The 25,208-nt window shown below is 33.7% G+C and carries 25 protein-coding genes; 17 read left to right on the forward strand and 8 right to left on the reverse strand.

The annotated features are described in order from the left end of the window. Positions 1-15 precede the first annotated feature (15 nt). Positions 16-624, reverse strand: coding sequence for a YktB family protein (locus E2558_RS02385; protein ID WP_126565379.1), 609 nt, complete (start codon positions 622-624; stop codon positions 16-18). A 230-nt stretch (positions 625-854) separates the two neighbouring features. Between E2558_RS02385 and E2558_RS02390 the strand changes: the two genes are divergently transcribed. Beyond that, complete coding sequence (locus E2558_RS02390; protein WP_126565380.1) at positions 855-1,670, forward strand: inositol monophosphatase family protein; 816 nt, start codon at positions 855-857, stop codon at positions 1,668-1,670. 63 nt (positions 1,671-1,733) lie between these two features. Here the strand turns inward: E2558_RS02390 and E2558_RS02395 are convergent, their stop codons facing one another. Continuing rightward, positions 1,734-1,925: a DUF5325 family protein gene (locus E2558_RS02395; protein ID WP_126565381.1), complete on the reverse strand. Its 192-nt coding sequence runs from the start codon at positions 1,923-1,925 to the stop codon at positions 1,734-1,736. A 98-nt stretch (positions 1,926-2,023) separates the two neighbouring features. Between E2558_RS02395 and typA the strand changes: the two genes are divergently transcribed. Further along, entirely contained in the window at positions 2,024-3,868 is a 1,845-nt protein-coding gene (typA, locus tag E2558_RS02400; protein ID WP_103365541.1) for a translational GTPase TypA, read from the forward strand. A gap of 83 nt (positions 3,869-3,951) precedes the next feature. Here the strand turns inward: typA and E2558_RS02405 are convergent, their stop codons facing one another. Continuing rightward, positions 3,952-4,143, reverse strand: coding sequence for a DUF2197 domain-containing protein (locus tag E2558_RS02405; RefSeq protein ID WP_126565382.1), 192 nt, complete (start codon positions 4,141-4,143; stop codon positions 3,952-3,954). Between the two features lies 1 nt (position 4,144). Continuing rightward, on the reverse strand, positions 4,145-4,630 hold the full coding sequence (locus tag E2558_RS02410) for a hypothetical protein (RefSeq protein WP_126565383.1): 486 nt from the start codon (positions 4,628-4,630) through the stop codon (positions 4,145-4,147). A gap of 142 nt (positions 4,631-4,772) precedes the next feature. Between E2558_RS02410 and E2558_RS02415 the strand changes: the two genes are divergently transcribed. The 3 genes from E2558_RS02415 to E2558_RS02425 all read left to right on the forward strand — a co-directional run bounded on the left by E2558_RS02415 (position 4,773) and on the right by E2558_RS02425 (position 10,321). Further along, complete coding sequence (locus E2558_RS02415; RefSeq protein WP_126565384.1) at positions 4,773-5,048, forward strand: Fpa/YlaN family protein; 276 nt, start codon at positions 4,773-4,775, stop codon at positions 5,046-5,048. 284 nt (positions 5,049-5,332) lie between these two features. Further along, entirely contained in the window at positions 5,333-6,565 is a 1,233-nt protein-coding gene (gene ftsW, locus E2558_RS02420) for a cell division peptidoglycan polymerase FtsW (RefSeq protein WP_126565385.1), read from the forward strand. 303 nt (positions 6,566-6,868) lie between these two features. Beyond that, a complete protein-coding gene (locus E2558_RS02425; protein WP_126565386.1) occupies positions 6,869-10,321 on the forward strand; it encodes a pyruvate carboxylase in 3,453 nt (1,150 codons plus the stop codon). A 313-nt stretch (positions 10,322-10,634) separates the two neighbouring features. On the opposite strand, the gene E2558_RS02430 is transcribed toward E2558_RS02425, so the two are convergent. Beyond that, positions 10,635-11,552, reverse strand: a complete 918-nt coding sequence (locus E2558_RS02430; RefSeq protein WP_126565387.1) for a COX15/CtaA family protein — start codon at positions 11,550-11,552, stop codon at positions 10,635-10,637. Between the two features lie 243 nt (positions 11,553-11,795). Here E2558_RS02430 and cyoE point away from each other — a divergent pair, with 243 nt between their 5' ends. The 4 genes from cyoE (at position 11,796) to E2558_RS02450 (ending at position 15,037) form a co-directional block, all read left to right on the forward strand. Next, the gene (gene cyoE / locus E2558_RS02435; protein ID WP_126565388.1) at positions 11,796-12,707 is read left to right on the forward strand and encodes a heme o synthase; all 912 of its coding nucleotides are present in this window, start codon (positions 11,796-11,798) and stop codon (positions 12,705-12,707) included. Positions 12,708-12,736: 29 nt separating this feature from the next. Next, positions 12,737-13,198, forward strand: coding sequence for a DUF420 domain-containing protein (locus E2558_RS02440; RefSeq protein ID WP_126565389.1), 462 nt, complete (start codon positions 12,737-12,739; stop codon positions 13,196-13,198). Positions 13,199-13,488: 290 nt separating this feature from the next. Continuing rightward, positions 13,489-14,556, forward strand: coding sequence for a CAP-associated domain-containing protein (locus E2558_RS02445; RefSeq protein ID WP_126565390.1), 1,068 nt, complete (start codon positions 13,489-13,491; stop codon positions 14,554-14,556). A 46-nt stretch (positions 14,557-14,602) separates the two neighbouring features. Continuing rightward, positions 14,603-15,037 carry a YlbF/YmcA family competence regulator gene (locus E2558_RS02450; RefSeq protein WP_126565391.1) on the forward strand — a complete coding sequence of 145 codons (435 nt, stop codon included), beginning with the start codon at positions 14,603-14,605 and terminating at the stop codon, positions 15,035-15,037. Positions 15,038-15,104: 67 nt separating this feature from the next. Here E2558_RS02450 and E2558_RS02455 read toward each other — a convergent pair whose 3' ends face one another. Further along, complete coding sequence (locus E2558_RS02455; RefSeq protein WP_126565392.1) at positions 15,105-16,037, reverse strand: glycerophosphodiester phosphodiesterase family protein; 933 nt, start codon at positions 16,035-16,037, stop codon at positions 15,105-15,107. Positions 16,038-16,215: 178 nt separating this feature from the next. On the opposite strand from E2558_RS02455, the gene E2558_RS02460 reads away from it, so the two are divergent. Then, a complete protein-coding gene (locus E2558_RS02460; RefSeq protein WP_126565393.1) occupies positions 16,216-16,467 on the forward strand; it encodes a DUF2129 domain-containing protein in 252 nt (83 codons plus the stop codon). A gap of 74 nt (positions 16,468-16,541) precedes the next feature. Here the strand turns inward: E2558_RS02460 and E2558_RS02465 are convergent, their stop codons facing one another. Beyond that, entirely contained in the window at positions 16,542-16,931 is a 390-nt protein-coding gene (locus E2558_RS02465) for a DUF7147 family protein (protein WP_126565394.1), read from the reverse strand. A 70-nt stretch (positions 16,932-17,001) separates the two neighbouring features. Here E2558_RS02465 and rsmD point away from each other — a divergent pair, with 70 nt between their 5' ends. Together rsmD and coaD are read left to right on the forward strand one after the other, a co-directional pair. Next, positions 17,002-17,553 (forward strand): 16S rRNA (guanine(966)-N(2))-methyltransferase RsmD, encoded by a 552-nt coding sequence (gene rsmD, locus E2558_RS02470; RefSeq protein ID WP_126565395.1) that lies wholly within the window; start codon positions 17,002-17,004, stop codon positions 17,551-17,553. Continuing rightward, positions 17,546-18,031, forward strand: coding sequence for a pantetheine-phosphate adenylyltransferase (gene coaD, locus E2558_RS02475; protein WP_103329203.1), 486 nt, complete (start codon positions 17,546-17,548; stop codon positions 18,029-18,031). The genes rsmD and coaD overlap by 8 nt, the downstream gene beginning before the upstream one ends. A 74-nt stretch (positions 18,032-18,105) precedes the next feature. Here the strand turns inward: coaD and E2558_RS02480 are convergent, their stop codons facing one another. After that, on the reverse strand, positions 18,106-19,242 hold the full coding sequence (locus E2558_RS02480; RefSeq protein ID WP_126565396.1) for a nucleotidyltransferase: 1,137 nt from the start codon (positions 19,240-19,242) through the stop codon (positions 18,106-18,108). A gap of 126 nt (positions 19,243-19,368) precedes the next feature. On the opposite strand from E2558_RS02480, the gene E2558_RS02485 reads away from it, so the two are divergent. From E2558_RS02485 to pheT, 5 genes are all read left to right on the forward strand, one after another. Beyond that, positions 19,369-19,923: a YceD family protein gene (locus tag E2558_RS02485; RefSeq protein ID WP_126565397.1), complete on the forward strand. Its 555-nt coding sequence runs from the start codon at positions 19,369-19,371 to the stop codon at positions 19,921-19,923. Positions 19,924-20,008: 85 nt separating this feature from the next. Next, on the forward strand, positions 20,009-20,182 hold the full coding sequence (rpmF, locus tag E2558_RS02495) for a 50S ribosomal protein L32 (RefSeq protein ID WP_002435373.1): 174 nt from the start codon (positions 20,009-20,011) through the stop codon (positions 20,180-20,182). Between the two features lie 135 nt (positions 20,183-20,317). Then, positions 20,318-21,058 (forward strand): TrmH family RNA methyltransferase, encoded by a 741-nt coding sequence (locus E2558_RS02500; RefSeq protein ID WP_126565398.1) that lies wholly within the window; start codon positions 20,318-20,320, stop codon positions 21,056-21,058. A gap of 381 nt (positions 21,059-21,439) precedes the next feature. Continuing rightward, the gene (gene pheS, locus E2558_RS02505) at positions 21,440-22,498 is read left to right on the forward strand and encodes a phenylalanine--tRNA ligase subunit alpha (RefSeq protein ID WP_126565399.1); all 1,059 of its coding nucleotides are present in this window, start codon (positions 21,440-21,442) and stop codon (positions 22,496-22,498) included. Beyond that, positions 22,498-24,900, forward strand: coding sequence for a phenylalanine--tRNA ligase subunit beta (pheT, locus tag E2558_RS02510; RefSeq protein WP_126565400.1), 2,403 nt, complete (start codon positions 22,498-22,500; stop codon positions 24,898-24,900). Before pheS ends, pheT begins: the two co-directional genes overlap by 1 nt. Positions 24,901-25,208: the final 308 nt, after the last annotated feature.

A 25,208-nucleotide genomic window follows, 5' to 3' on the forward strand; every position in this document is an offset into this window, starting at 1 on the left:
ATTTAATGATACAGTTTAATAGAATTTCAAGAATTCATCAAAGGTTTCTTTAATAAATGATAAAAAGTCCTTATCAGTTTTAAGACGTTTATCTGTAGGCTCAAGCACACGTGCCACAAAGAATTCGCCTTTTTTCACATTTTTAACACGGTCGATTGCTTGGTGCAACTCGTCGTCACTTAAATCTTTAATAAGCGGTTTATCCTCTTTCATATGATCTAAATTTACGCGATAATCTTCTGGTAAATTTCTTAATTCATCAAAATGTTTATCAAACACTTTAATACGTTCAGCTTTATCTTTACCTTCATGCATCACACCGTACATTAAGAATAATTGATTTCTGAATAAACCAATTTGGAAATGAGGTAACATCTTATAACCACGTTTATTAGGTGCAAAGGCAACCCAAGTATCTTTAGGTGGATTCACACTTCTACGTGCATGTTTTGCTACGTGTGCATAAAATGTTTCTCCAGTTTGTGAGGTAAAGTATTCAGCGAAATAATCGCCTAATTGATGAAGTTGAGGTCTTACGTGTTTATCCAATGCTTCCATGCGTGCATCTAAACCATCTACGTCAAATACTTCAAAATCTTTAGGGCTAAAGGTATATTGCGTCATATTTAGTACTCCTTTTCAGAAAAATTAACTTAAAGTTATTGTAGCATAGATTGAACTGATTACATTATGCGCCGTCTTAAGAAGCGAAAGCGTTTAAAGTGATTAAAATAAGGTATACAATGTTGTAAAGCTAAATAATAGGTAATGATTCAATAATACGATATAAAGAGGCATTACTTAGTTCATTTGCATGAAATTCTGTATAATAGAAAGCAACAGGAGATGATGAAATGTCATTATACGATTTTGCTAAAGGTTTAGTATTAGAAGCTGGAAATAAAGTAAGAACGATGATGAAAGAAGAATTAAATATTGAAACTAAATCCAATCCTAATGATTTAGTGACAAATGTAGATAAAGCAACAGAAAATTATATCTATGAAGCAATATCTAACAATTATCCAGAACATCATGTCATTGGCGAAGAGGGGCATGGACATGATTTAGAGAATATTGATGGTGTTGTATGGGTCGTGGATCCTATTGATGGCACATTAAACTTTGTGCATCAACAAGAGAACTTTGCGATTTCCGTTGGTATTTACCGCAATGGAGAACCTTATGCTGGGTTCGTTTATGATGTAATGAAAGATGTGCTATATCATGCGAAGGTAGGTGAAGGTGCCTATGAAAATAAACATTCACTACCTTCAATAGAAGATACACAATTAAAACAAAGTTTAATAGGTATTAATCCTAATTGGGTTACAAAACCTAAGATGGGGCCTATCTTCTCAGAAATTGTCAATGAATGTAGAAGTTGTAGAGCCTATGGTAGTGCAGCATTAGAAATTGTAAGTGTGGCGAAAGGACAATTAGCTGCTTATATCACCCCTAGATTACAGCCATGGGATTTTGCAGGTGGATTAATCATATTAAATGAAGTAGGGGGCGTCGGTAGTAACTTATTAGGTGAAACATTATCTATTGCCAGCCCGAATTCAATTGTAATTGGAAATCAAGCAGTGCATAACGAAATTCTTGAAGATTTTCTTAACCCACATAAAGACGTATTGACTGAATTACATCAACGCTTTAGAAAATAAAAAAGTCTCAACTATTCATCTAAAACTTGTAATGTTATGAGTGAATAGTTGAGACTGTATATATTATAACCAATTATTTTCACGATATTTTTTCTTAAGCGCGAAACCTGCACCAAATGTTGCAATGAAAAGTATAAATGTTAAAATCATCATTGGAACGCTAGCTGCACCTGCGCTAAAACTAAATAGCACTAAGAACAATACTGCTAGAATAGATAGTACCCAAAATATACCTTTAGACTTTGGTTTTTCCATCCCATACCCCACCTTTTACTTATCTTTTCTTAATTATATGATATAATAAAACAGTTGTAATTAAAAGTGGGAGTTTACTCAAGAAAGGATATAATAAAATGACTAATAGAAGAGAAGATGTACGTAATATTGCAATTATTGCTCACGTCGACCATGGTAAAACAACATTAGTTGATGAATTATTAAAACAATCTGGTATTTTCAGAGAGAATGAACATGTCGATGAAAGAGCAATGGACTCTAACGATTTAGAAAGAGAACGTGGTATTACAATTCTTGCGAAAAATACTGCAGTTAATTATAAAGGAACAAGAATTAACATCTTAGATACACCAGGACACGCTGACTTTGGTGGCGAAGTAGAGCGTATTATGAAAATGGTAGATGGTGTAGTACTTGTAGTAGATGCTTACGAAGGTACAATGCCTCAAACACGTTTTGTACTTAAAAAAGCACTTGAACAAAACTTAAAACCTGTAGTAGTTGTAAATAAAATTGATAAACCAGCTGCTAGACCCGAAGCGGTAGTAGATGAAGTATTAGACTTATTCATCGAATTAGAAGCAAACGATGAACAACTAGACTTCCCAGTTGTTTACGCTTCAGCTGTCAATGGTACTGCAAGTCTTGATGCTGAGAAACAAGATGAAAACATGCAATCATTATACGAAACAATTCTTGAATACGTACCAGCACCGATTGATAACCATGAGGAACCATTACAATTCCAAGTAGCATTATTAGATTATAATGACTATGTAGGCCGTATTGGTATTGGTCGTGTGTTCAGAGGTAAAATGCGTGTAGGAGATAACGTATCATTAATTAAATTAGATGGCACAGTTAAAAACTTCCGTGTTACTAAAATCTTTGGTTTCTTCGGTTTAAAACGTGAAGAAATTGAAGAAGCACAAGCAGGGGACTTAATCGCTGTATCAGGAATGGAAGATATTAACGTAGGTGAAACGGTTACACCACCTACACATCAAGAAGCATTACCAGTGTTACGTATTGATGAACCAACACTTGAAATGACATTCAAAGTAAATAACTCTCCATTTGCTGGTCGTGAAGGTGACTACGTAACGGCACGTCAAATTCAAGAACGTTTAGATCAACAACTTGAAACAGACGTATCATTAAAAGTAACACCAACTGATTCTCCAGATACATGGATTGTAGCAGGTCGTGGTGAATTACACTTATCAATTCTTATCGAGAATATGAGACGTGAAGGTTTCGAACTTCAAGTATCTAAACCACAAGTTATTTTACGTGAAATTGATGGTGTCTTAAGTGAACCATTTGAACGTGTACAATGTGAAGTGCCTTCTGAAAATGCTGGCGCAGTTATCGAATCATTAGGTGCACGTAAAGGTGAAATGTTAGACATGATCACAACTGACAATGGTTTAACACGCTTAATCTTCTTAGTACCAGCTCGTGGTATGATTGGTTACACTACTGAATTTATGTCTATGACACGTGGTTATGGTATTATCAACCATACATTTGAAGAATTTAGACCACGCGTTAAAGCGCAAATTGGTGGACGTCGTAACGGTGCATTAATCTCAATGGACCAAGGTCAAGCAACAGCTTACGCGATTATTAACTTAGAAGACCGTGGCGTAAACTTCATGGAACCAGGTACTGAAGTTTATGAAGGTATGATTGTTGGTGAACATAATCGTGAGAATGACTTAACAGTTAACATCACTAAAGCAAAACATCAAACTAACGTACGTTCAGCTACAAAAGACCAAACACAAACAATGAACCGTCCAAGAATCTTAACGCTTGAAGAAGCATTAGAATATATTAACGACGATGAATTAGTGGAAGTAACACCACAAAGCATCCGTTTAAGAAAGAAAATCTTAAACAAATCAGCACGTGAAAAAGAAGCAAAACGTGTTAAACAAATGATGCAAGACGAATAATCATCTTGATTAAATACAACGAGGGTATGAAATCTTTAAATTGCTAAGATTTCATACCCTCGTTCTTTAATATATTAATCTATTTAATATTCATCTTCTTGCGACAGTACCAAATACTCAGCGTTGTTAAGTCGTTGTTTAGGTCTGTCTAAGCGACTCTTACAATCATCGCACATAAATGTTCGAATCGGATTATTGCGCAAGCGTTTGGCTTCAACGGTATTCTCATCAATTAATACCTTCGTATCACAAATGATACATTGAACTTCACGCAAATTAAATCACCTCAATATGAGTAACATACTTAAACTCATATGAATAACATTGATCATCAGGATTGTATACAAAGCTATCTACTGAGTTGTCGTCATATAATCTTTTGCCATCTTTAGCAAATTGGAAGAAGAGATAAGGTAATAATTCCATTGGGACTTCAATTGAATCTTTATCATTATATAATTTAATCTTTGTTGCATTTTCAGATGGTTCTGCATTTTTGAAAAACGGTGTCATATTAATTGCAAATGAATCTTCTAACACTGAGCGTTTACGATATTTAATTTCTGAATTTAATGTTGGTGGATTTGTTTGTCCTTCTAAAATCGCTCTATTCCATTCGCGATTATCTTCAAATTTAACAGGCTTATTTCCATCGAATACGCCGTTTTCTATGTCTTCTATCTTTACTTTTCTATCATCAAAAATCCAAGTTGTGCTATCTAAAGTGATAGGGAACTTGACTGCGCCTTTGATTTGAATCATATTTTGCCCACTCCCTAATTTCGTTCTATAAACATTATTTTATCACATTTAAAATTTCCTATTCACTGAATTAACTTGCTTTTTAATATCGAGTGAGATAAACTTTTTACATGAAGATATTTAATGATAGGGGGAGTATGTGATGCCGAAGCAATCGAATATGAAGAACGTGGCTTACGAACAATTAAATCAAGATGCAGATAGAATCTTACATTTAATTAAAGTTCAAATGGATAATTTAACATTGCCATCTTGCCCGTTATATGAAGAAGTTCTCGACACACAAATGTTTGGTCTACAAAAAGAAGTGGACTTTGCTGTTAAACTTGGCTTAGTTGATAAAGAAGACGGTAAAAACTTAATGCTTCGTTTAGAAAAAGAATTATCTAAGTTACATGAAGCATTCACAAACGTGTAAGTTGACTCTTGATTAAATATATTAGTATGATGATGCTATTTAAATTGATATAATTGCAAGCTTACGTATGTGTTTACATATGATATAGCGTATGATTGTGGCTGAAATATTATGATAATAATATTTTCAGTCATTTTGCATTTTAGATAGTTATATACTTTGTTTTAGTTAATGTTTGTGAAACAGTAAGTGTAAAGTATATAATAGTTGAGACAGTTTTTGTTATGAAATTAATTTCAATGAACATAGATATTTTAAAATTTTAGAATTGGATGATCATTTTTATGAATAACTTAAAAAATTTTTTTCGATACATAGGTAGAATGGCTAAGTTTATCGATTATCCATTATTAATTACATATGTGGTTTTATGTTTAATTGGTCTTGTGATGGTGTACAGCGCAAGTATGGTGGCTGCTACAAAAGGAACATTAACAGGCGGTATTGAAGTGTCTGGAACATATTTTTACAATAGACAACTTATTTATGTAATTATGAGTTTTATAGTCGTTTTCTTTATAGCGTTTATGCTTAATATTAAAGTATTCCAACAAATTAAAGTACAAATGTGGATTATGTCTATCATATTTGCGCTCTTATTCCTTACTTTAATCATTGGTAAAAATATTAACGGATCAAAAAGTTGGATTAACTTAGGCTTTATGAACCTACAAGCTTCTGAATTATTAAAAATCGCTTTAATACTATATATCTCTTATGTTATTAGTAGAAAATTGCCTCAAGTTAGAGAAAAGGTTGGTCTGATAAAACAACCTATTATTTTAATCATCGTATGTGTTGGTATGGTATTATTCCAACGCGATATTGGACAAACTATGCTTATCTTAATCATTGTATTTGCTATGTTTATCTTCGTTGGTATAGGCGTTCAAAAGTTTTTAAAACCGTTTTTATTAGTGGTTGTTAGTTTTATAGTGGTGGCGGGATTAGCACTTGTAACTGGTTTAATGCCTCATTATTTAAAAGCACGTTTTAGTGTATTATTAAATCCGTTTGATTCAGAATCAGGTACGGGTTATCATCTGTCAAACTCACTAATGGCTATCGGTAATGGCGGCCTCTTTGGCCGTGGCTTAGGAAATAGTATTATGAAACTTGGGTATCTACCAGAAGCGCATACGGACTTTATATTTGTAGTAATTTGTGAAGAACTTGGTTTACTAGGTGGTTTATTAGTAATTGGTTTATTATTCTTTATCGTTTACCGTGCGTTTGTTTTAGCAGCAAAGACACCTTCTTATTTCTATAAACTTATTTGTGTAGGTGTAGCAAGTTACATAGGAAGTCAAACCTTCGTAAACTTAGGTGGTATTTCAGCTACTATTCCTTTAACAGGTGTGCCTCTACCATTTATTAGTTTTGGTGGATCATCGATGTTAAGTTTAAGTATAGCAATGGGTCTACTACTACTTGTAGCTAAACAAATTAAAATTGATGAAAATCGGGCTATGAAAACTAAAAAACAAAAGGTCGATATTCCGAGACAATATAATTAAATTAAATGAACTTTAACCTTTATAAGATTGATGACCTTATTCAATCTTGTAAAGGTTTTTTACATTTATGTGAATATTTATGAAAGTAGCCTTATCTAAGTAGAAGTTATATTTAGAAAATGATAACATAAAGTTATTAATTACAATAATATTTAGTTATTCATTTGTAATTATGATAAGTAAAACGCACTAGTTTAGTGAAATCTTAATTTGAAAAAATAAATAGCTTTCTAAATTATTTTAGTATAAAATCTTATTATCTAATTAGTTAGAATTTTCAAACTATAAAGGGGTGTTCATTCTTTGAAACATATAAAAAAGTTATTAGTAGCCAATCGTGGTGAAATTGCAATTAGAATTTTCAGAGCAGCAACAGAATTAGATATTCAAACAGTAGCCATTTATTCTAATGAAGATAAGAATTCATTACATAGATATAAAGCCGATGAATCTTACTTAGTGGGGAAAGATTTAGGACCGGCAGAAAGTTACTTAAATATTGAACGTATTATTGAAGTAGCTAAACATGCTGGTGTAGATGCGATTCATCCGGGTTATGGTTTCCTTAGTGAGAATGAGCACTTTGCGCATCGTTGTAAAGAGGAAGGCATAATATTCATTGGACCTCATCTTGAACATTTAGATATGTTTGGAGATAAAGTTAAGGCGAGAACGACTGCTATTAAAGCAGATTTACCAGTTATTCCAGGTACAGATGGTCCAATCGAAAACTTCGAAGCTGCGAAAAGCTTTGCTCATGAAGCTGGTTTCCCACTTATGATTAAAGCAACTAGTGGTGGCGGCGGTAAAGGAATGCGTATCGTTCGAGAGGAAAGTGAGTTAGAAGATGCCTTTAACCGTGCTAAATCTGAAGCAGCTAAATCATTCGGTAATAGTGAAGTTTATATTGAAAGATACATTGATAATCCTAAACATATTGAAGTTCAAATTATCGGTGATGAATATGGTAACATTGTACATTTATATGAACGAGATTGTTCAGTGCAACGTCGTCACCAGAAAGTTGTAGAGGTAGCACCATCAGTAGGCCTTTCTAATGCATTAAGAGAACGTATATGTGAAGCAGCCTTAAAATTAATGAACAATATTAAATATGTCAATGCAGGTACTGTAGAATTCCTTGTTTCTGGAGATGAGTTCTTCTTTATCGAAGTAAATCCTCGTGTCCAAGTAGAACACACTATCACTGAAATGATTACTGGTATTGATATTGTGAAGACTCAAATATTAGTTGCCGATGGTGCAAATTTATTTGATGAACGCATTGCAATGCCTAAACAAGAAGAGATACAAACATTAGGCTATGCCATTCAATGTCGAATTACAACTGAAGATCCAACTAATGATTTCATGCCTGATTCTGGCACAATTATTGCTTATCGCTCAAGTGGTGGCTTCGGTGTACGTTTAGATGCAGGTGACGGTTTCCAAGGTGCTGAAATTTCACCTTATTATGATTCATTATTAGTGAAATTATCTACGCATGCTGTGACTTTTAAACAAGCAGAAGAAAAAATGGAACGTTCTTTAAGAGAAATGCGTATTCGTGGAGTTAAAACGAATATTCCATTCTTGGTTAATGTAATGCGAAATGAAAAATTCCGTAGTGGCGATTATACAACTAAATTCATTGAGGAAACACCGGAACTATTTAAAATTGCACCAACATTAGACCGTGGTACAAAAACATTAGAGTATATTGGAAATGTTACGATTAATGGTTTCCCAAATGTAGAAAAACGTGAGAAACCAGATTATGAAGCTGCGTCTATTCCTCGTATTTCTCATAATAAAATTGCCCAATTGAATGGAACAAAGCAATTACTTGATGATAAAGGGCCTAAAGCAGTAGCAGATTGGGTACGCGCACAAGAGGATGTTTTAATCACAGATACGACTTTCCGTGATGCTCATCAATCTTTATTGGCTACGCGAGTTCGTACGAAAGATATGATGAATATTGCTTCTAAAACAGCTGAAGTTTTTAAAGATAGCTTTTCATTAGAAATGTGGGGCGGTGCAACATTTGATGTTGCCTATAACTTCTTAAAAGAAAACCCATGGGAACGTTTAGAAAGATTAAGAGCTGCTATTCCAAATGTGTTGTTCCAAATGTTATTACGTGCCTCAAATGCAGTAGGTTATAAAAACTATGCTGATAATGTCATCGAAAAGTTTGTAGCTGAAAGTGCAAAAGCAGGCGTAGATGTCTTTAGAATTTTCGACTCATTAAACTGGGTTGACCAGATGAAAGTTGCAAATGAAGCGGTACAAAAAGCTGGTAAAATTTCAGAGGGTGCGATTTGTTATACTGGTGATATTTTAAATCCAGAGCGTTCAAACGTATTTACATTAGAATACTATGTTAATTTAGCTAGAGAACTTGAGCGCGAAGGGTTCCACATTTTGGCAATAAAAGATATGGCCGGCTTATTAAAACCTAAAGCAGCTTATGAACTAATTGGAGAATTAAAAGCTGCAGTTGACTTACCAATTCATTTGCATACGCATGATACAAGCGGTAATGGTTTATTAATTTATAAAGAAGCTATCGATGCGGGCGTAGACATTATCGATACAGCGATTGCTTCAATGAGTGGTTTAACAAGTCAGCCAAGTGCAAACTCTTTATATTATGCATTAAATGGCTTTAGTCGAAATATGCGTACGGATATTAAAGGACTTGAAGAGCTTAGCCATTACTGGGGGAATGTTCGTCCATACTATAGCGACTTTGAAAGTGATATTAAATCGCCTAATACAGAAATTTATCAACACGAAATGCCAGGTGGTCAGTATTCTAACTTAGGTCAACAAGCTAAAAGTTTAGGATTAGGAAATCGCTTCAATGAAGTTAAAGACATGTACCGTCGCGTTAACTTCTTATTTGGAGATATAGTCAAAGTAACGCCATCATCTAAAGTAGTGGGCGACATGGCACTTTATATGGTACAAAATGATTTGGATGAACAAGCAGTTATCGAGCAAGGTTATAAATTAGATTTCCCTGAATCTGTTGTTTCATACTTTAAAGGTGATATTGGTCAACCGGTTAATGGATTTAATAAAAAATTACAAGATGTTATTTTAAAAGGGCAACAGCCATTAACTGAACGTCCTGGGGAATACTTAGAACCAGTAGACTTTGAAGCGATTAGACAAGAGCTTAATGAAAAAGAATATGGTGAAGTTACTGAACAAGATATCATTAGTTACGTATTGTATCCAAAGGTATTTGATCAATACATTCAAACGAAACAACAATACGGTAATTTGTCACTCTTGGATACTCCAACATTCTTCTTTGGTATGCGTAACGGTGAAACAGTAGAAATTGAAATTGATACAGGTAAACGATTAATTATTAAATTAGAAACGATTAGTGAACCTGATGAAAAAGGTAACCGTACATTGTATTATGTGATGAATGGTCAAGCACGTCGCATTAATATTAAAGATGAAAATATTAAAACCAATGCGAATGTGAAACCTAAAGCAGATAAAGCAAATCCAAATCATATCGGGGCTCAAATGCCTGGTTCTGTAACGGAAGTAAAAGTGGCTGTTGGCGATGAAGTGAAAATGAATCAACCACTGCTTATTACAGAAGCAATGAAGATGGAAACTACAATTCAAGCACCATTCAATGGTGTTATCAAGAAAGTTACAGTAGTTAATGGTGACGCAATTGCTACAGGTGACTTATTAATAGAAATTGAAAAAACAGAGGGATAGAAATTTAAGTAATTCCGTCATCCAACCCCAGCTTGCTTTGTTGGTGGAATTTCTTAATGAAATTCTCTGTCCTGGAGCCCCGAACTTTAGACTTTCCTTATGAATAATCTCTATGTTTGGGAGACTCGCTCCCCGGCAAGACTAACTAGAATTGAAAAAAGCTTAGTACAAACGTAGCTTTGATGTGCACCCCATAACGTTAGATTTCTTAGTCTAACGTTATGGGGTGCAGTACACTTCAATTCAGTTAGCAGTAGCCTAAATGTAAAAAAGCCTTGGACATTTAATATAATGTCCAAGGCTTCTTTTATTATTATTTTATTCGACGATCGCTTCTAATTGATCGAAGCATAAGTAAAATAAAGTAAGCGATTAAACCAAATAGAATAGTAATACATAATGCATGGATTAATGCGATAATTAAGTTAACATGCGTTATAACGGAGAGTGCACCAGTTACAACTTGGATAATGATTAAAATAAATGCAGCTGTATAACCGTATCTAATTGTACGATTCTCTGAGTAATTCTTTACGGCATGAATGAAAGTAATCATAATCCAAAAGAAAGTGATAAATGCCATACCACGATGAGCGAATTGTACCCAGTCTTGTTCAGTATGCGGGATAATATCATCAAAAGGTAATGGCCATGCACCATATGCTAAACTTGCTTTCGCATGTCTAACTAATGCGCCTGTATAAATAGTGAGATAAACAATCACTGTCATTATCCATGAAAGTGTTCTTAATGGCTTTTTAATGAATAACTCATCGGCTTCATATTTCTTATCTACTTCGAAAATAATGAGCATTAAGACGAATACAGAAGAGAAACTTATAAGTGAGATGCCGAAGTGAAGCGCTAAAACATAAGAGTTTTGTTGCCAGATTACTGCAGCTGCACCAATTAATGCTTGAACTAATAAAAAGGCAACACTTATCACTGCTAATGGTTTAACTTCTTTGATATACCCGATTCTTTTCCAAGCCGTTATGGCAAGCCATAGAACTATAATTAATGAAATGCCGGATACAGCACGATGGCTTAATTCAATAATAGTAGCGATTGGCAAGTTCTGAGGTAGTAAGGCACCATGACATAGTGGCCATGAGGAACCACAACCATCTTCAGAACCCGTCTTAGTTACCAGTGCACCACCAAGTTGTACCATTGCCATAATAATTGTGGCTAATACTGATAACCATTTAAGGTTTCGTTTATTAAACAATGTTAAACACCCCATCATTAATTCAGGAATTTCAATGCTAATCATTATACGATAACATAGCCTGATTTAATGTCTATATTTTTAGATTCATAATATCAAATCAATTATACAACATTACATAGTAACAAAAAATTACTCACATATAATGTCGTTAAAGTGTCACAATTTAATTTCATATAAACTAGTCATTTATTAATAATTACTATATCATAGTACTATATGGAAAAATTAAGGAGGGGGACCATGAGTAAAGAACAAACTTTATCACAACACTCTGACCGTGTGAGTTTTAAAGAATTACAGCAAATTATTAAAATGGGTTTAGTTCAAGGTAATTTAATTCCTGCATTTGCTGGTGCTTGGTTGGCGGTTGTGATGACAAATCATTCCTTCCTATCGTCAATACCTCAAATTCTTTTAATGTTGATTGGTTCGACATTAATTATGGGTGGCGCTTGTGCATTAAATAATTACTATGACCAAGATATCGATAGTATTATGCCAAGCAAGCAAAATAGACCGACAGTAAATGATAGAATTTCAGATAAACACTTATTATTATTAAGTTTCGGTATGATGTTAGTAGGAGAGGCTTGCTTATTCTTATTAAATGTACCATCAGGTGTATTAGGCCTTATCGGCATTGTAGGTTATGTGTCTTATTATTCTATATGGTCTAAAAGACATACAACTTGGAATACAGTAGTGGGAAGTTTCCCTGGGGCAGTACCTCCATTAATTGGCTGGGTTGCTATTGATGGAAATATTAGTTTAGCTGCAATTGCATTATTCTTGGTTGTTTTTTGTTGGCAACCAATTCATTTCTATGCATTAGCAATTAAACGTAGTGATGAGTACTCATTAGCTAATATTCCAATGTTACCATCAGTTAAAGGTTTCAAACGTACGAGAGTAAGCATGTTTATTTGGTTAGTTTTATTACTTCCATTACCATTCTTATTATCAAGTTTAGGCACTACTTTTGTCGTGTTAGCGACGTTATTAAATCTTGGTTGGATTTATGTAGGCCTAACAACATTCAAGAAAAATACTGATCAAACTAAATGGGCAACAAAAATGTTTATTTATTCACTAAATTATTTAGTAGTCTTTTTTGTTTTAGTTGTGGTCGTTTCGTTAATTAAAATGATTTAAAATTATTAAAGTAACTAAGGATGAAACTTATGAATTTACCAATTCTACCAACGATTAGTACAAGTTGTATTGTTATTAGTGCTATTCTCGTGGCAATCGGCTGGTGGCAAATCTGGCATCGTCATATTGATAAGCACAAAAAAACAATGTTATGGGCAGCAGGCTTTGCATTAACATTCTTTATTATTTACGCAACGCGAACAATATTCTTAGGGAATACCGATTTTGGTGGTCCTGATTCTGTAAGAACGTATTATAAAATTTTCTTAATATTCCACATTAACCTTGCTACAATTGGAGGAGTATTAGGATTAATACAAATTATCACTGCATTTAAGGATAAATTTAATTGGCACAGAAAAGCAGGACCTGTAGCGTCAGTTATTTGGTTCTTTACAGCCATCACTGGTGTGGTTGTATACTTATTACTTTATGTCTTTTATCCAGGTGGGGAAACAACTTCATTAATTAAAGCAACACTTGGTTTATAAGTAAATAAGCGCATAGATAAAATTTAAGATGTACCCTTCAAAGTAGACGTTGAAAAATGAAAGCTTTGAAGGGTTTTTTATATAATAATGGCACTGTTTTAAAATTATATTGTTAAATAGTTAAAATGATGAAAATTTTTAAAAATTAATAATCTAATCGCGTTTAATGTGTTTGTAAAATAGGTATAAACTACTTTGAGTATTTTAAGTTTTCTGTGTGATATAGATATCTTGATTGTTAAATTAGATATTTTGTACAATAGATATAATTCAAAATAGGTGGGTGAAAGATGGCAAAATTAATTATTAAAGTTTTAGGCGTGATATTTTTAGTAGTTTTTTTAATATATTTATTTTACTCACCACGGTTAAAATTTGATGTATTAGAAAATCCTAATAAATCTACAAACACGACTCGTACAGAAAAAACGCCTCATTCACAAACGGAAACTGAAAATCCAGCACCTAAAGAAGGAGTAGGAACTTGGATTGGCCAAGATATTCATTACCTTACAAATAAATTTGGTCAAGCTAATCGTGTTTATCCTTATAAAGATAATTATACAAACTATATCTTTAAAAGAGATCAACAATATTACATAGTTTCAACGAAAAACGATAAAATCAAATCGGTTTATGCTACTGGTCAAAAAGCTAAAATTGATTCTTTAAAAATCAACGAAAGTGCCTCTCACATTTTCGAAAATACAAGTATCAATCCTGATCCCTCATTTAAAGTCAATGGTAAAGAGTATAAATTTGAATTGTCGGATGAAGATATTAAAACGCAAGCTTTAATTAAGTATGGTAAGATTTACGCACAAATCTATGTAGATCAACAATCAAATCGTATTATGGGCGTACGTTATTTGGATAAAGAAGCCTTAGCTTTCTTAAAACCGTATCAATTAGCTAGTGAACAAGATGACACTGAAACTAATGATGTTGGTGGTGAATTAAACGAGGAAGATGCAGGTAAATTACCGTATGAACAAAATCCAAATCAACTCATGACATTATATGAAATTACAAATGAAATGCGTAAATTAAAAGATATTAAACCTTTAGCCGTTAATGCAGATATCGCGCATATTGCCGCTATGAATTTATATGAAGCGACAAGTAAAGAAGATGTCGAATTCACAGAAGAAGCATTGAAAAGTCAACTTGATAACGAGGGTATTGATTTTAAATCAACGAGTCAAAACGTAGGTTACGACTTTGATGACGTGCCAACGCTTATTCACAGTTGGATGAATTCAGATATGCATCGTTCAAGGATATTAAATAAGAAGTATAATGAAATGGGTGGAGAAGTAATGAAAAATTATTATTCACTTATCTTTGTTGAGAAATAGTATGGCGTTTTTATAGATAATCTATAGAAAGGAGGCTCATTTACTAATGTACACTGAAGAAACAATGTCGATTTTAGATGATATAGATGTGTTATCAGATATGATTGTACAATCTGAACTATATTATGATTATAGAGAAGCTCAAGAGAGATTAAATCATGAGGATGAGGCACATTTAATGTATCAAGCGTTTTTAAAATCTAAAATGAAATATGATGAAGTGATGCGATTTGGAAAGTATCATCCAGATTATCAAAATGTCATGATGGATACGCGTCGCCGTAAACGTGCTTACGAAATGTTACCTGTGGTCATGGATTACAAATCTAAAGAAGTTGCCTTACAAAATTTAATTGATGAAGTAGTAAGTAAAATTGCTTTTTCTGTTTCTGAAAATGTGAAAATTGAAGCTGGTAATCCTTTCTTTAAAACGGATCACAACGGATGTGCTACAGGAGGCACATGCAATTGTAGCTTATAATATATAAAAGTGAGACATGGCAGATGTATTATGACATCTACTATGTCTCACTTTTTTTGATTCTAAATTATTTAGTTGTATTCATTAAAGTAGATTTAAATTGTTTACCTAGGTCCGGGCGATCTGTAACGAGTGTGTGTGCGCCTTTAGCATATAAATCGCTCATTAAATCCGTACTATTTACACCGTAATAACCTGGAACGATATTCAGTAAATTAAGCCATTGAATAAAACGTTGTGAAGTTAAAGGGATACCTTTGAATTTTAATGGCATTTGGAAAGTATCAGCGACAGGTTGGTAAGTGTGACCTAAACCTGTATTAAATTTTACAAAACCTTCAGCTACTTCTTGTTGGCTCGCTCCAATTGCAACGTCATTCTTACTGATTGCTCTAAAACGATCATTTTGCGCTTTATGGAAGCTTGTTACAAGTACACGATGTTGGGCATTATTTTTAACAATAATTTCATACATTTTATTTGGCGCAACAGAGCCTTCGTAACTATTAGGCGCGTCTTTTAAATCTACATTAATATACTTTTCAGGATACATATTTAATAATTCATCGAATGTTAAAATTTTTGCATGTTCATGTCCACGATATGGATGCGCACCATTAATATCTGTAAAGTGATAACCGGCATCTAAACGTTTTAATTCTGCTAAAGTATGCTCACTGACTTTGCCAGAGCCGTTTGTAGTACGGTCTACTGTAGCGTCATGGAAGACTATTAATTCTTCATCTTTAGTAAGTCGGACATCTGTTTCAAAGCCGTCTAAACCATGAGCGACTGCATTATCAAAAGCTAATTGTGTTTGTTCTGGACGCACAGCCATACCGCCTCTATGTGCAAAGATATACGGTGCTTGTCCATCAAAGAACTTTGGAATTTGCTTATTCGTTGTCACTTCTTTACTTTTATTAATAAAAAATAGACTGCCTAATAAACCAGCACTTGCTAAACTTAAATTTAAAGCCCATCTCTTCTTACTTATCATAAGTCGTTCCTCCTATAGGTTATTGCACTTAGCGTACCAAAAAATATTCTTATTCAAAAGTAAAGTGATGTTTTTAAGCCATGTTGTTCAATACCTTGGAATGAACTGTTTTTAAATATTTTATAAAATATTTAGTCGTGGTATAGTTAATATGCATAAAAAATGGAGTGAGTATGATATGGAATTAGTTTCGAGAGTGAGTTTAATTGTTTATCTAAAGCATATTAAACACGAACGTCAAATTCGGAAATATGGTCATATTGTTTATACAAATAAGCAACGCAAGTATGTTGTATTATATGTCAATGAACAAGATGCAGATAGAGTTGTTCATAAATTAATGAAATTAAAATATGTGCTCAACATTGATGGGTCACCTTATAAATATTTGAAAAAAACATATGAAAAAGAGAAACATGAAATGTTATAAAGCGTAAAACGGAAAGTGAATGTCCCGTTGTAATTGAGATATCATTGCATTTAGTCTTTTTAGCTTCTGCATAGTTATTGCATCGGTGGTATCCAATTTTGTAATCTAAGCACGCTAATTAAGTATTTAAAGTATAAATCGTGGGAGTGGAAAGCTTCTGGCGGTTGTACGTCAATACCTAACACAGGTACATTATATTTGTTTGCATGTGCATTAATAAGTTGAAATTTTTTATTATGGTCTGGGTAAGGATACTTCAAAGCATTGAGCATGATGTACATAGCTTGGAAATGCTGACCAGTAGTTGGTTGCATAATGATAGCGACAGAAGATAATTGCTTAGATGTTTGAGGTGAGTGGAAATAGACAATTTTGTCGATTCGAGTATGATTATATTCAATTAATGTTAAAAATTCGAATAAATCGGTTAGACCTTCGCCTAAGACGATAAATGATTGTTTCATAGCGTGATCATTCTCCTTTTTCAAAACAAATTATATTAAATAACTTAAGGAAATGGAAGTGTAAGTCAGAATGAGAGTTATTGCAGGTAAGCATAAAAGTAAACCGTTGGAAAGTTTAGAAGGACGAAACACACGTCCGACAATGGATAAGGTCAAAGAGGGAATCTTTAACAGTTTACACGATGTTCATGGCCTAGGACTGGATTTGTTTGCTGGAAGCGGTGCTTTAGGTATCGAAGGCTTGTCTCGTGGCATGGATAAAGTGATCTTTGTAGATCAAAACTTTAAAGCAGTTAAAGTGATTCAAGCCAATTTGAAACAACTTAATTTAACGGAGCAATCAGAAGTATATAAGAATAATGCAGACCGTGCATTAAAAGCGTTAAACAAACGTGAGATCCAATTTGATTATATCTTCTTAGATCCTCCTTACAATAAAGGATTAATTGATAAAGCGTTAGAACAAATTGCAGAGTTTAATTTATTAAAAGAAAGTGGTATCATCGTTTGTGAGTTTAGCAACCAAGAAGATATCGACACCAAAGGTTTCCAAGTGATTAAGCAATATCACTATGGGTTAACAGATACTTTGTTACTAGAAAAAGGAGAGCAAAATGGCTAAAACAAAAGCGGTCATCCCGGGTAGTTTCGATCCAATTACAAATGGTCACTTAGATATCATTGAAAGAAGTGCAGAACGATTTGATGAATTACATGTCTGTGTGTTAAAAAATAGCAGTAAAGCTGGTACATTTAGCGTTGAAGAACGCATGGCGTTAATTCGTGAATCTGTAAAACATTTATCTAATGTAGAAGTACATAACTTCAATGGATTATTAGTAGATTTCTGTGATCAAATTGGAGCTCAGACAATTATTCGTGGTTTAAGAGCTGTTAGCGACTTTGAGTATGAGTTGCGTTTAACTTCAATGAATAAAAAATTAAATAATAAGGTAGAAACAATGTACATGATGACGAGTACAAATTATTCATTTATTAGCTCGAGTGTTGTGAAAGAAGTAGCACAATATAAAGCTGATATTTCAGATTTTGTACCGCCAAATGTGGAAAAAGCCTTGAAAGAAAAATTTAATAAGTAAAATCTTAAAGTTTAATTTATAAAAGAGCGAAACGCCGAAATTTCATTAAGTAAAGTAATTTCGAGGTCTCGCTCTTATTTTTGTCTAATCACAGGTGTGTTAAAATCGTGGGCAGTTTGTCCAGACAGTAAATTATATATTTGTGTTGCCTTAATTTCATTTTTAAATAAATGAGCAGTTTTTTTGTTTACATTAGTAACGAATTGTCTTTCTGGAAATTGAGATTTTAAATATTTTAAATATTGTTGGCCAGTTTGGTTCATTCCTAATATTCGTACACTATTAATGCCGCTATTATAATCGTCTTTAGTTACATTAAGTAATATTTGCATGAGTACACGTTGTAAATGCGTATAAGTAAACCGTTTCGTTTTAATTAAAGACATAAACGTTTCAAAGTTGCTTGCTTCTTGTATGTGTGCTTTTAAGCGGTGTTCTAACCCTTCTGACATAGTATAAATCGTTGATAATTCTTCGGCAGAACGACTCAATAAATTATATTTAATCATTTGAAATGTATCTTCTTTTAATAAGTGAGGTTTACCATACAAATTTTTTATTTCTGAAGGTACGACAGTTTTCCAGTTATTGTTTTCATTTAATATGGATTGTCGAATTGATGAGCCACTCGCAAATATTTCATGCTTAATAGCTTTATCATGATGGGCTGAAGATACGCGCTGAATCGCTATTCCTTGAATAGTAGGGGCAAATTGAGAGATAGCTTTTAAATATGCCACACCCAATATATTATTCGGCGTCTGTAATATATCTTGATCTTCAATTAACTCATGAATAATTTTAGCGTAACTATGGCCTTCTTTTATTAATTTTTGAAAATGTGGCGACTGTTCTAATTCAGAAATATTTGTTGCCACATTTTCAAGACGGGTAATATCAGCAATTTCACTACCAAAAGCAATAGCGTCTATATTTAAATAATCAGCAACTTTAATACCTAATTGAGCGAAATAATCACTCGAAGAAAGGGTGGCAATAGTAGGTAACTCTACAACAAGATCTACACCTGAAAGAGCCATTTGAGTGCGGACAAATTTATTATAAAATGCAGGTTCGCCTCGCATGACAAAATTGCCACTCATAATAGCAATGCTCACATCAGCGTTGGACTGTAGCTTAGCTTGTTGGGCATGATAAAAATGTCCATTATGAAATGGATTATATTCAGTAATGAGTCCAACGCTTTTCATTTGCATTTCATCCTTTCAGTATTCATTATTAGTATTGTAACAGATGATAGGTTGTTAAGAAAAAATCTTGACAACTTATACTAGTAAAGTTAAAATAAATTTTGTGTTTGTTAGAGGTGAAGCCATATGAAATGGTCAATAACGCAATTAAGAAAATATCAAGGTAAGCCATTTGAGTTTAATCAAACGGCTAATTTTGAACATTTAATAGAACCCTTAGGTTTGATTGATTTATCAGAAATCAATGTTGAAGGTGAATTATCCGTTAAATCAAATGAAGTTATCGCAGATTTGCATGTAACAGGAACATACACTATGCCTTGTGCACGTACGTTAGTACCAGTTGAAGTTCCGTTAGATGTGCGTACATCTGAGATATTTGATTTAGAAGGTTATGATAATTATACCGATGAAGAGGTAGAAGAAGATGAACATTATCATCTTGCTACTGACGGTATGATTAATATCCGAAACATTGTTGAAGAATTGGTTATCATTGAGAAACCAATGCGTGCATTTTCTGAGAATAGTGATCAAATGCTTACAGAAGGTAACGGTTGGGAAGTTATTGACGAAGATCAAATGATCGAACTTGAAAAAGAAAAAGACAATGACGAATCCCAGACTAGACAAGTTGATCCTAGGCTTCAAAAATTACAACAATTATATGATAAAGAGTAATAGCGGGTTGTTTCAAATTATTGTATAATAATTTAATGACCTAAACACTTAAGATTACGTGTTTTAATATTAAGGAGGATATATCATGGCAGTACCAAAAAGAAGAACGTCTAAAACTAGAAAAAACAAACGTCGTACGCACTTCAAAATTTCAGTACCTGGTATGACTGAATGCCCAAGTTGTGGCGAATACAAATTATCTCACCGCGTATGTAAAAACTGTGGTTCTTACAACGGTGAAGAAGTCGTTTCTAAATAATCGACTAATAATATGATTGAATGAGTCTGTGACATTTTTAAATGTGACAGGCTCATTTTTATTTAAATAAGAGAAATGATGACTTACAATATAGATAATACTTAATAAATTACTCTTGAAAATGGAGATTAAAATATGGAACAAATTACGTCTGCGCAAAATAGTAAAATTAAAAATGCAAATAAGTTAAAAAAGAAACGTGAGCGCGATAAAACAGGCCAAGCATTAATCGAAGGTATCCATTTAATTGAAGAAGCTTATCAAAGTGGTATCACGATTAAACAATTATTTGTCATTGAGCCAGATAGAACGAATAGTGCACTTTTAGATTATGCAGAAGAAACATATGAAATTAATATGAAAGTGGCTGAATCTTTATCTGGTACAATTACGCCTCAAGGCTTCTTTGCAATTATTGAGAAGTCAGAATATGATATCGCTCAAGCTAAACAAGTGTTGCTTATCGACCGTATTCAAGATCCAGGCAACTTAGGCACGCTAATTCGTACGGCTGACGCTGCAGGTATTGATTTGATCGTTATGGAGAAAGGTACAGCGGATCCATACCAAGATAAAGTATTACGTTCTAGTCAAGGCAGCGTCTTCCACATTCCAGTTATTAGTGAAGATTTAAGAACATTTATTAATCAATTTGATGGCCCAGTTTATGGTACAGCCCTTGAAAATGCAGTCCCATTTAAAGAAGTGTCCTCTCAAGAAAGCTTTGCCTTGCTTTTAGGTAACGAGGGTGAAGGGGTTAATAAAGAATTATTAGATCAAACATCGCAAAATCTAATTATCCCAATTTATGGTAAGGCAGAAAGTTTGAATGTGGCTATTGCAGGTAGTATTTTACTTTACCATTTGAAAGGTTGACCATAGGATTTAAAATCGGCTATACTTAGATGTAAACAATTTTTAAGATAACTAATTTAACATATAAAATTGAATGATGAACCGATAAAAAGACTTTAATTAACAAAGAGAATTGTTCAGGGAGAGTAAGCGTGACTGCAACTTACTCCAATTCTCGTTAATTACTTTCATCTTTTTGGTTACTTAAAGAGATTTAAGTCGGAGTGCGTCTTCGTTACTAACGTAAAACAAGTGTATGTCACATAAAGTATAGAGCATAGTTATACTTTATAACACATAAATTTGGGTGGTACCACGGAAAGACTTTCGTCCCAGTATATAGGGAGGAAAGTCTTTTTTTGTATTAAATTTAAATAATAGAAAGCGTGAGGTGTCTGTAATATGACTCAAAACGATTCAATGGCAGAATTAAAGCAACAAGCCCTTGTTGATATTAATGAAGCTCAAAATGAAAGAAAATTACAAGATGTTAAAGTTAAATATTTAGGTAAAAAAGGTTCAGTAAGTGGCTTAATGAAAAACATGAAAGACTTACCTAATGAAGAAAAACCAGCTTACGGACAAAAAGTGAATGAATTACGTCAAACAATTCAAAAAGAATTAGACGAAAAACAAGAATTATTAAAAACTGAAAAATTAAATCAACAATTAGCTGAAGAAACAATCGATGTAACATTACCAAGTCGTCAAATCAGCATTGGTTCAAAGCATCCTTTAACAAGAACTGTTGAAGAAATTGAAGATTTATTCTTAGGTTTAGGTTACGAAATTGTGGATGGTTACGAAGTAGAGCAAGACTACTATAACTTTGAAGCATTGAACTTACCTAAATCTCATCCGGCGCGTGATATGCAAGATAGTTTCTATATCACTGATGAAATCTTGATGCGTACACATACATCTCCAGTACAAGCTCGTACGATGGAGAAACGTAATGGCCAAGGTCCAGTTAAAATTATTTGTCCTGGTAAAGTGTATCGTCGTGATTCAGATGATGCGACACATAGTCACCAATTTACACAAATTGAAGGCTTAGTCGTTGATAAAAATATTAAAATGAGTGACTTAAAAGGTACGTTAGAATTAGTAGCGAAAAAATTATTCGGTGCGGATCGTGAAATTCGCCTACGTCCAAGTTACTTCCCATTCACCGAACCATCAGTAGAAGTAGACGTATCTTGTTTCAAATGTAAAGGTAAAGGATGTAACGTATGTAAACACACAGGTTGGATTGAAATCTTAGGTGCTGGAATGGTACATCCAAACGTACTTGAAATGGCTGGATTCGATTCAAATGAATATTCAGGGTTCGCATTTGGTATGGGACCTGATCGTATTGCAATGTTGAAATATGGAATTGAAGATATTCGTCATTTCTATACAAATGATGTTCGTTTCCTTGATCAATTTAAAGCTGTGGAAGATAGAGGTGAAGCATAATGTTGATTTCTAATGAATGGTTAAAAGATTACGTAGACGCTAGTGTTTCAGTTGAAGACTTAGCAGAACGTATTACACGCACAGGTATTGAAGTAGATGACATTATTGATTACACGAAAGATATCAAGAATTTAGTAGTAGGTTATGTTCAATCTAAAGAGAAACATCCTGATGCTGATAAATTAAATATTTGCCAAGTAGACATTGGTGAAGAAGAAGCAGTTCAAATCGTTTGTGGTGCACCTAATGTAGATGCTGGTCAACACGTTATTGTCGCGAAAGTTGGTGGTCGTTTACCGGGTGGTATCAAGATTAAACGCGCTAAATTACGTGGTGAACGTTCAGAAGGGATGATTTGTTCATTACAAGAAATTGGTATTTCAAGTAATGTCGTACCTAAAGCTTATGAGAACGGTATTTTTGTCTTTCCAACTGAAGTTGAGCCAGGAACAGATGCTCTAACAGCGCTTTATTTAAACGATCAAGTGATGGAATTTGATTTAACACCAAACCGTGCAGACGCATTAAGTATGGTAGGTACTGCTTATGAAGTAGCAGCTTTATATCAAACTGAAATGACGAAACCCACAACTCAAAGTAACGAGACGTCAGAATCTGCATCAAATGAATTATCAGTGACTATTGATAATCCTGAAAAGGTTCCATACTACAGCGCACGAGTGGTTAAAAACGTTACAATTGCGCCATCTCCAATTTGGATGCAAGCACGTTTAATCAAAGCAGGTATTCGCCCAATTAATAATGTTGTTGATATTTCAAACTACGTATTATTAGAATATGGCCAACCATTACACATGTTCGACCAAGACCATATTGGCTCTAAAGAAATTGTCGTACGTCAAGCTAAAGATAAAGAAACAATGACGACATTAGATAATACTGAACGCACGTTAGTAGATACTGATATCGTGATTTCAAATGGTCAAGAACCAATCGCATTAGCTGGCGTAATGGGCGGAGACTTTTCAGAAGTAACTGAACAAACTACAAATGTAGTAGTAGAAGGTGCGATATTCGATCCAGTAGCAATTCGTCACACATCACGTCGATTAAATTTACGTAGTGAGTCTTCTAGCCGTTTTGAAAAGGGTATCGCAACAGAATTCGTCGATGAAGCAGTAGACAGAGCATGTTATTTATTACAAACATATGCATCTGGCGAAGTGTTACAAGATAGAGTAGCTTCAGGAGACTTAGGTTCATTTGTGACACCAATCGATATTACAGCTGAAAAAGTCAACAAAACAATTGGCTTTGATTTATCAAGTGACGAAATTAAAGCTATCTTTGAACAATTAGGATTCGAAACGAAACAAAATGGTGACTCTTTAACAGTTAACGTGCCATCACGTCGTAAAGATATTACGATTAAAGAAGATTTAATTGAAGAAGTAGCACGTATTTATGGTTACGACGAAATCCCTTCATCATTACCAGTCTTTGGCGAAGTGACTAGTGGGGAATTAACTGATCGTCAACATAAAACGCGTACAGTAAAAGAAACGCTTGAAGGCGCTGGATTAAATCAAGCCATTACGTATTCATTAGTATCTAAAGACCACGCGAAAGATTTCGCGTTAGAAGAACGTCCAACGATTAGTTTATTAATGCCAATGAGTGAAGCACATTCTACACTACGTCAAAGCTTATTACCTCATTTAATTGAAGCGGCTGCTTACAATATTGCTCGCAAAAATAAAGATGTTAGATTATATGAAATAGGTCGTGTATTCTTTGGAAATGGTGAAGGTGAACTCCCTGATGAAGTAGAATACTTAAGTGGTATTTTAACTGGCGAATATGTAGTGAATACTTGGCAAGGTAAAAAAGAAGAGATTGACTTCTTTATTGCAAAAGGTGTAGTAGATCGCGTAGCTGAAAAACTTAATTTAGAATTTAGTTATAAAGCTGGAGAAATTAACGGTTTACATCCTGGACGTACAGCGATTATTTCATTAGAAGGTAAAGAAATCGGCTTTATTGGTGAGTTACATCCTCAAGTTGCAGCTGATAATGATTTAAAACGTACGTATGTATTTGAATTAAATTATGATGCAATTATGCAAGTAGCGGTAGGTTACATTAATTATGAACCTATTCCTAGATTCCCTGGTGTAACACGTGATATTGCACTTGAAGTAAATAGTGATGTGCCTTCATCAGAATTGAAACAAATTATTCATGACAATGGTGAAGATATTCTACAAAGTACATTAGTATTTGACGTTTACGAAGGTGAACATTTAGAAGAAGGTAAAAAATCAGTTGCTATTCGATTAAATTATTTAGATACAGAAGATACATTAACTGATGAACGTGTATCAAAAGTTCATGATAAGATTTTAGAAGCATTACAAGCACAAGGTGCTACAATTAGATAATCAATTTGAAGATTATAATATAAAGACTGTCGACAAAGTTTTCAATTTTGCCGACAGTTTTTTATTCTAATACTTTATCAGGGGATAATATGATAAAGAAATTCTTAGATGGATAGTCACTCATTCTGTTGTGATGCGTGCCTAGGGGGCTGGGTCGAGCCTTGGTCTCGACACTCATCCTGCTCCCTCAGGCGTCACACAACATCATTCGTAGTTTATCCTTAGAATTTCTTACATAAGTGCATAGCACTTATGTTCACTAACAATCAACATAGGAGTCGCCACAACTACACTACGTCATCTATCTT

Origin of the sequence: Staphylococcus pragensis (assembly GCF_004785665.1) — a bacterium.
GTDB classification, from domain to species: domain Bacteria; phylum Bacillota; class Bacilli; order Staphylococcales; family Staphylococcaceae; genus Staphylococcus; species Staphylococcus pragensis.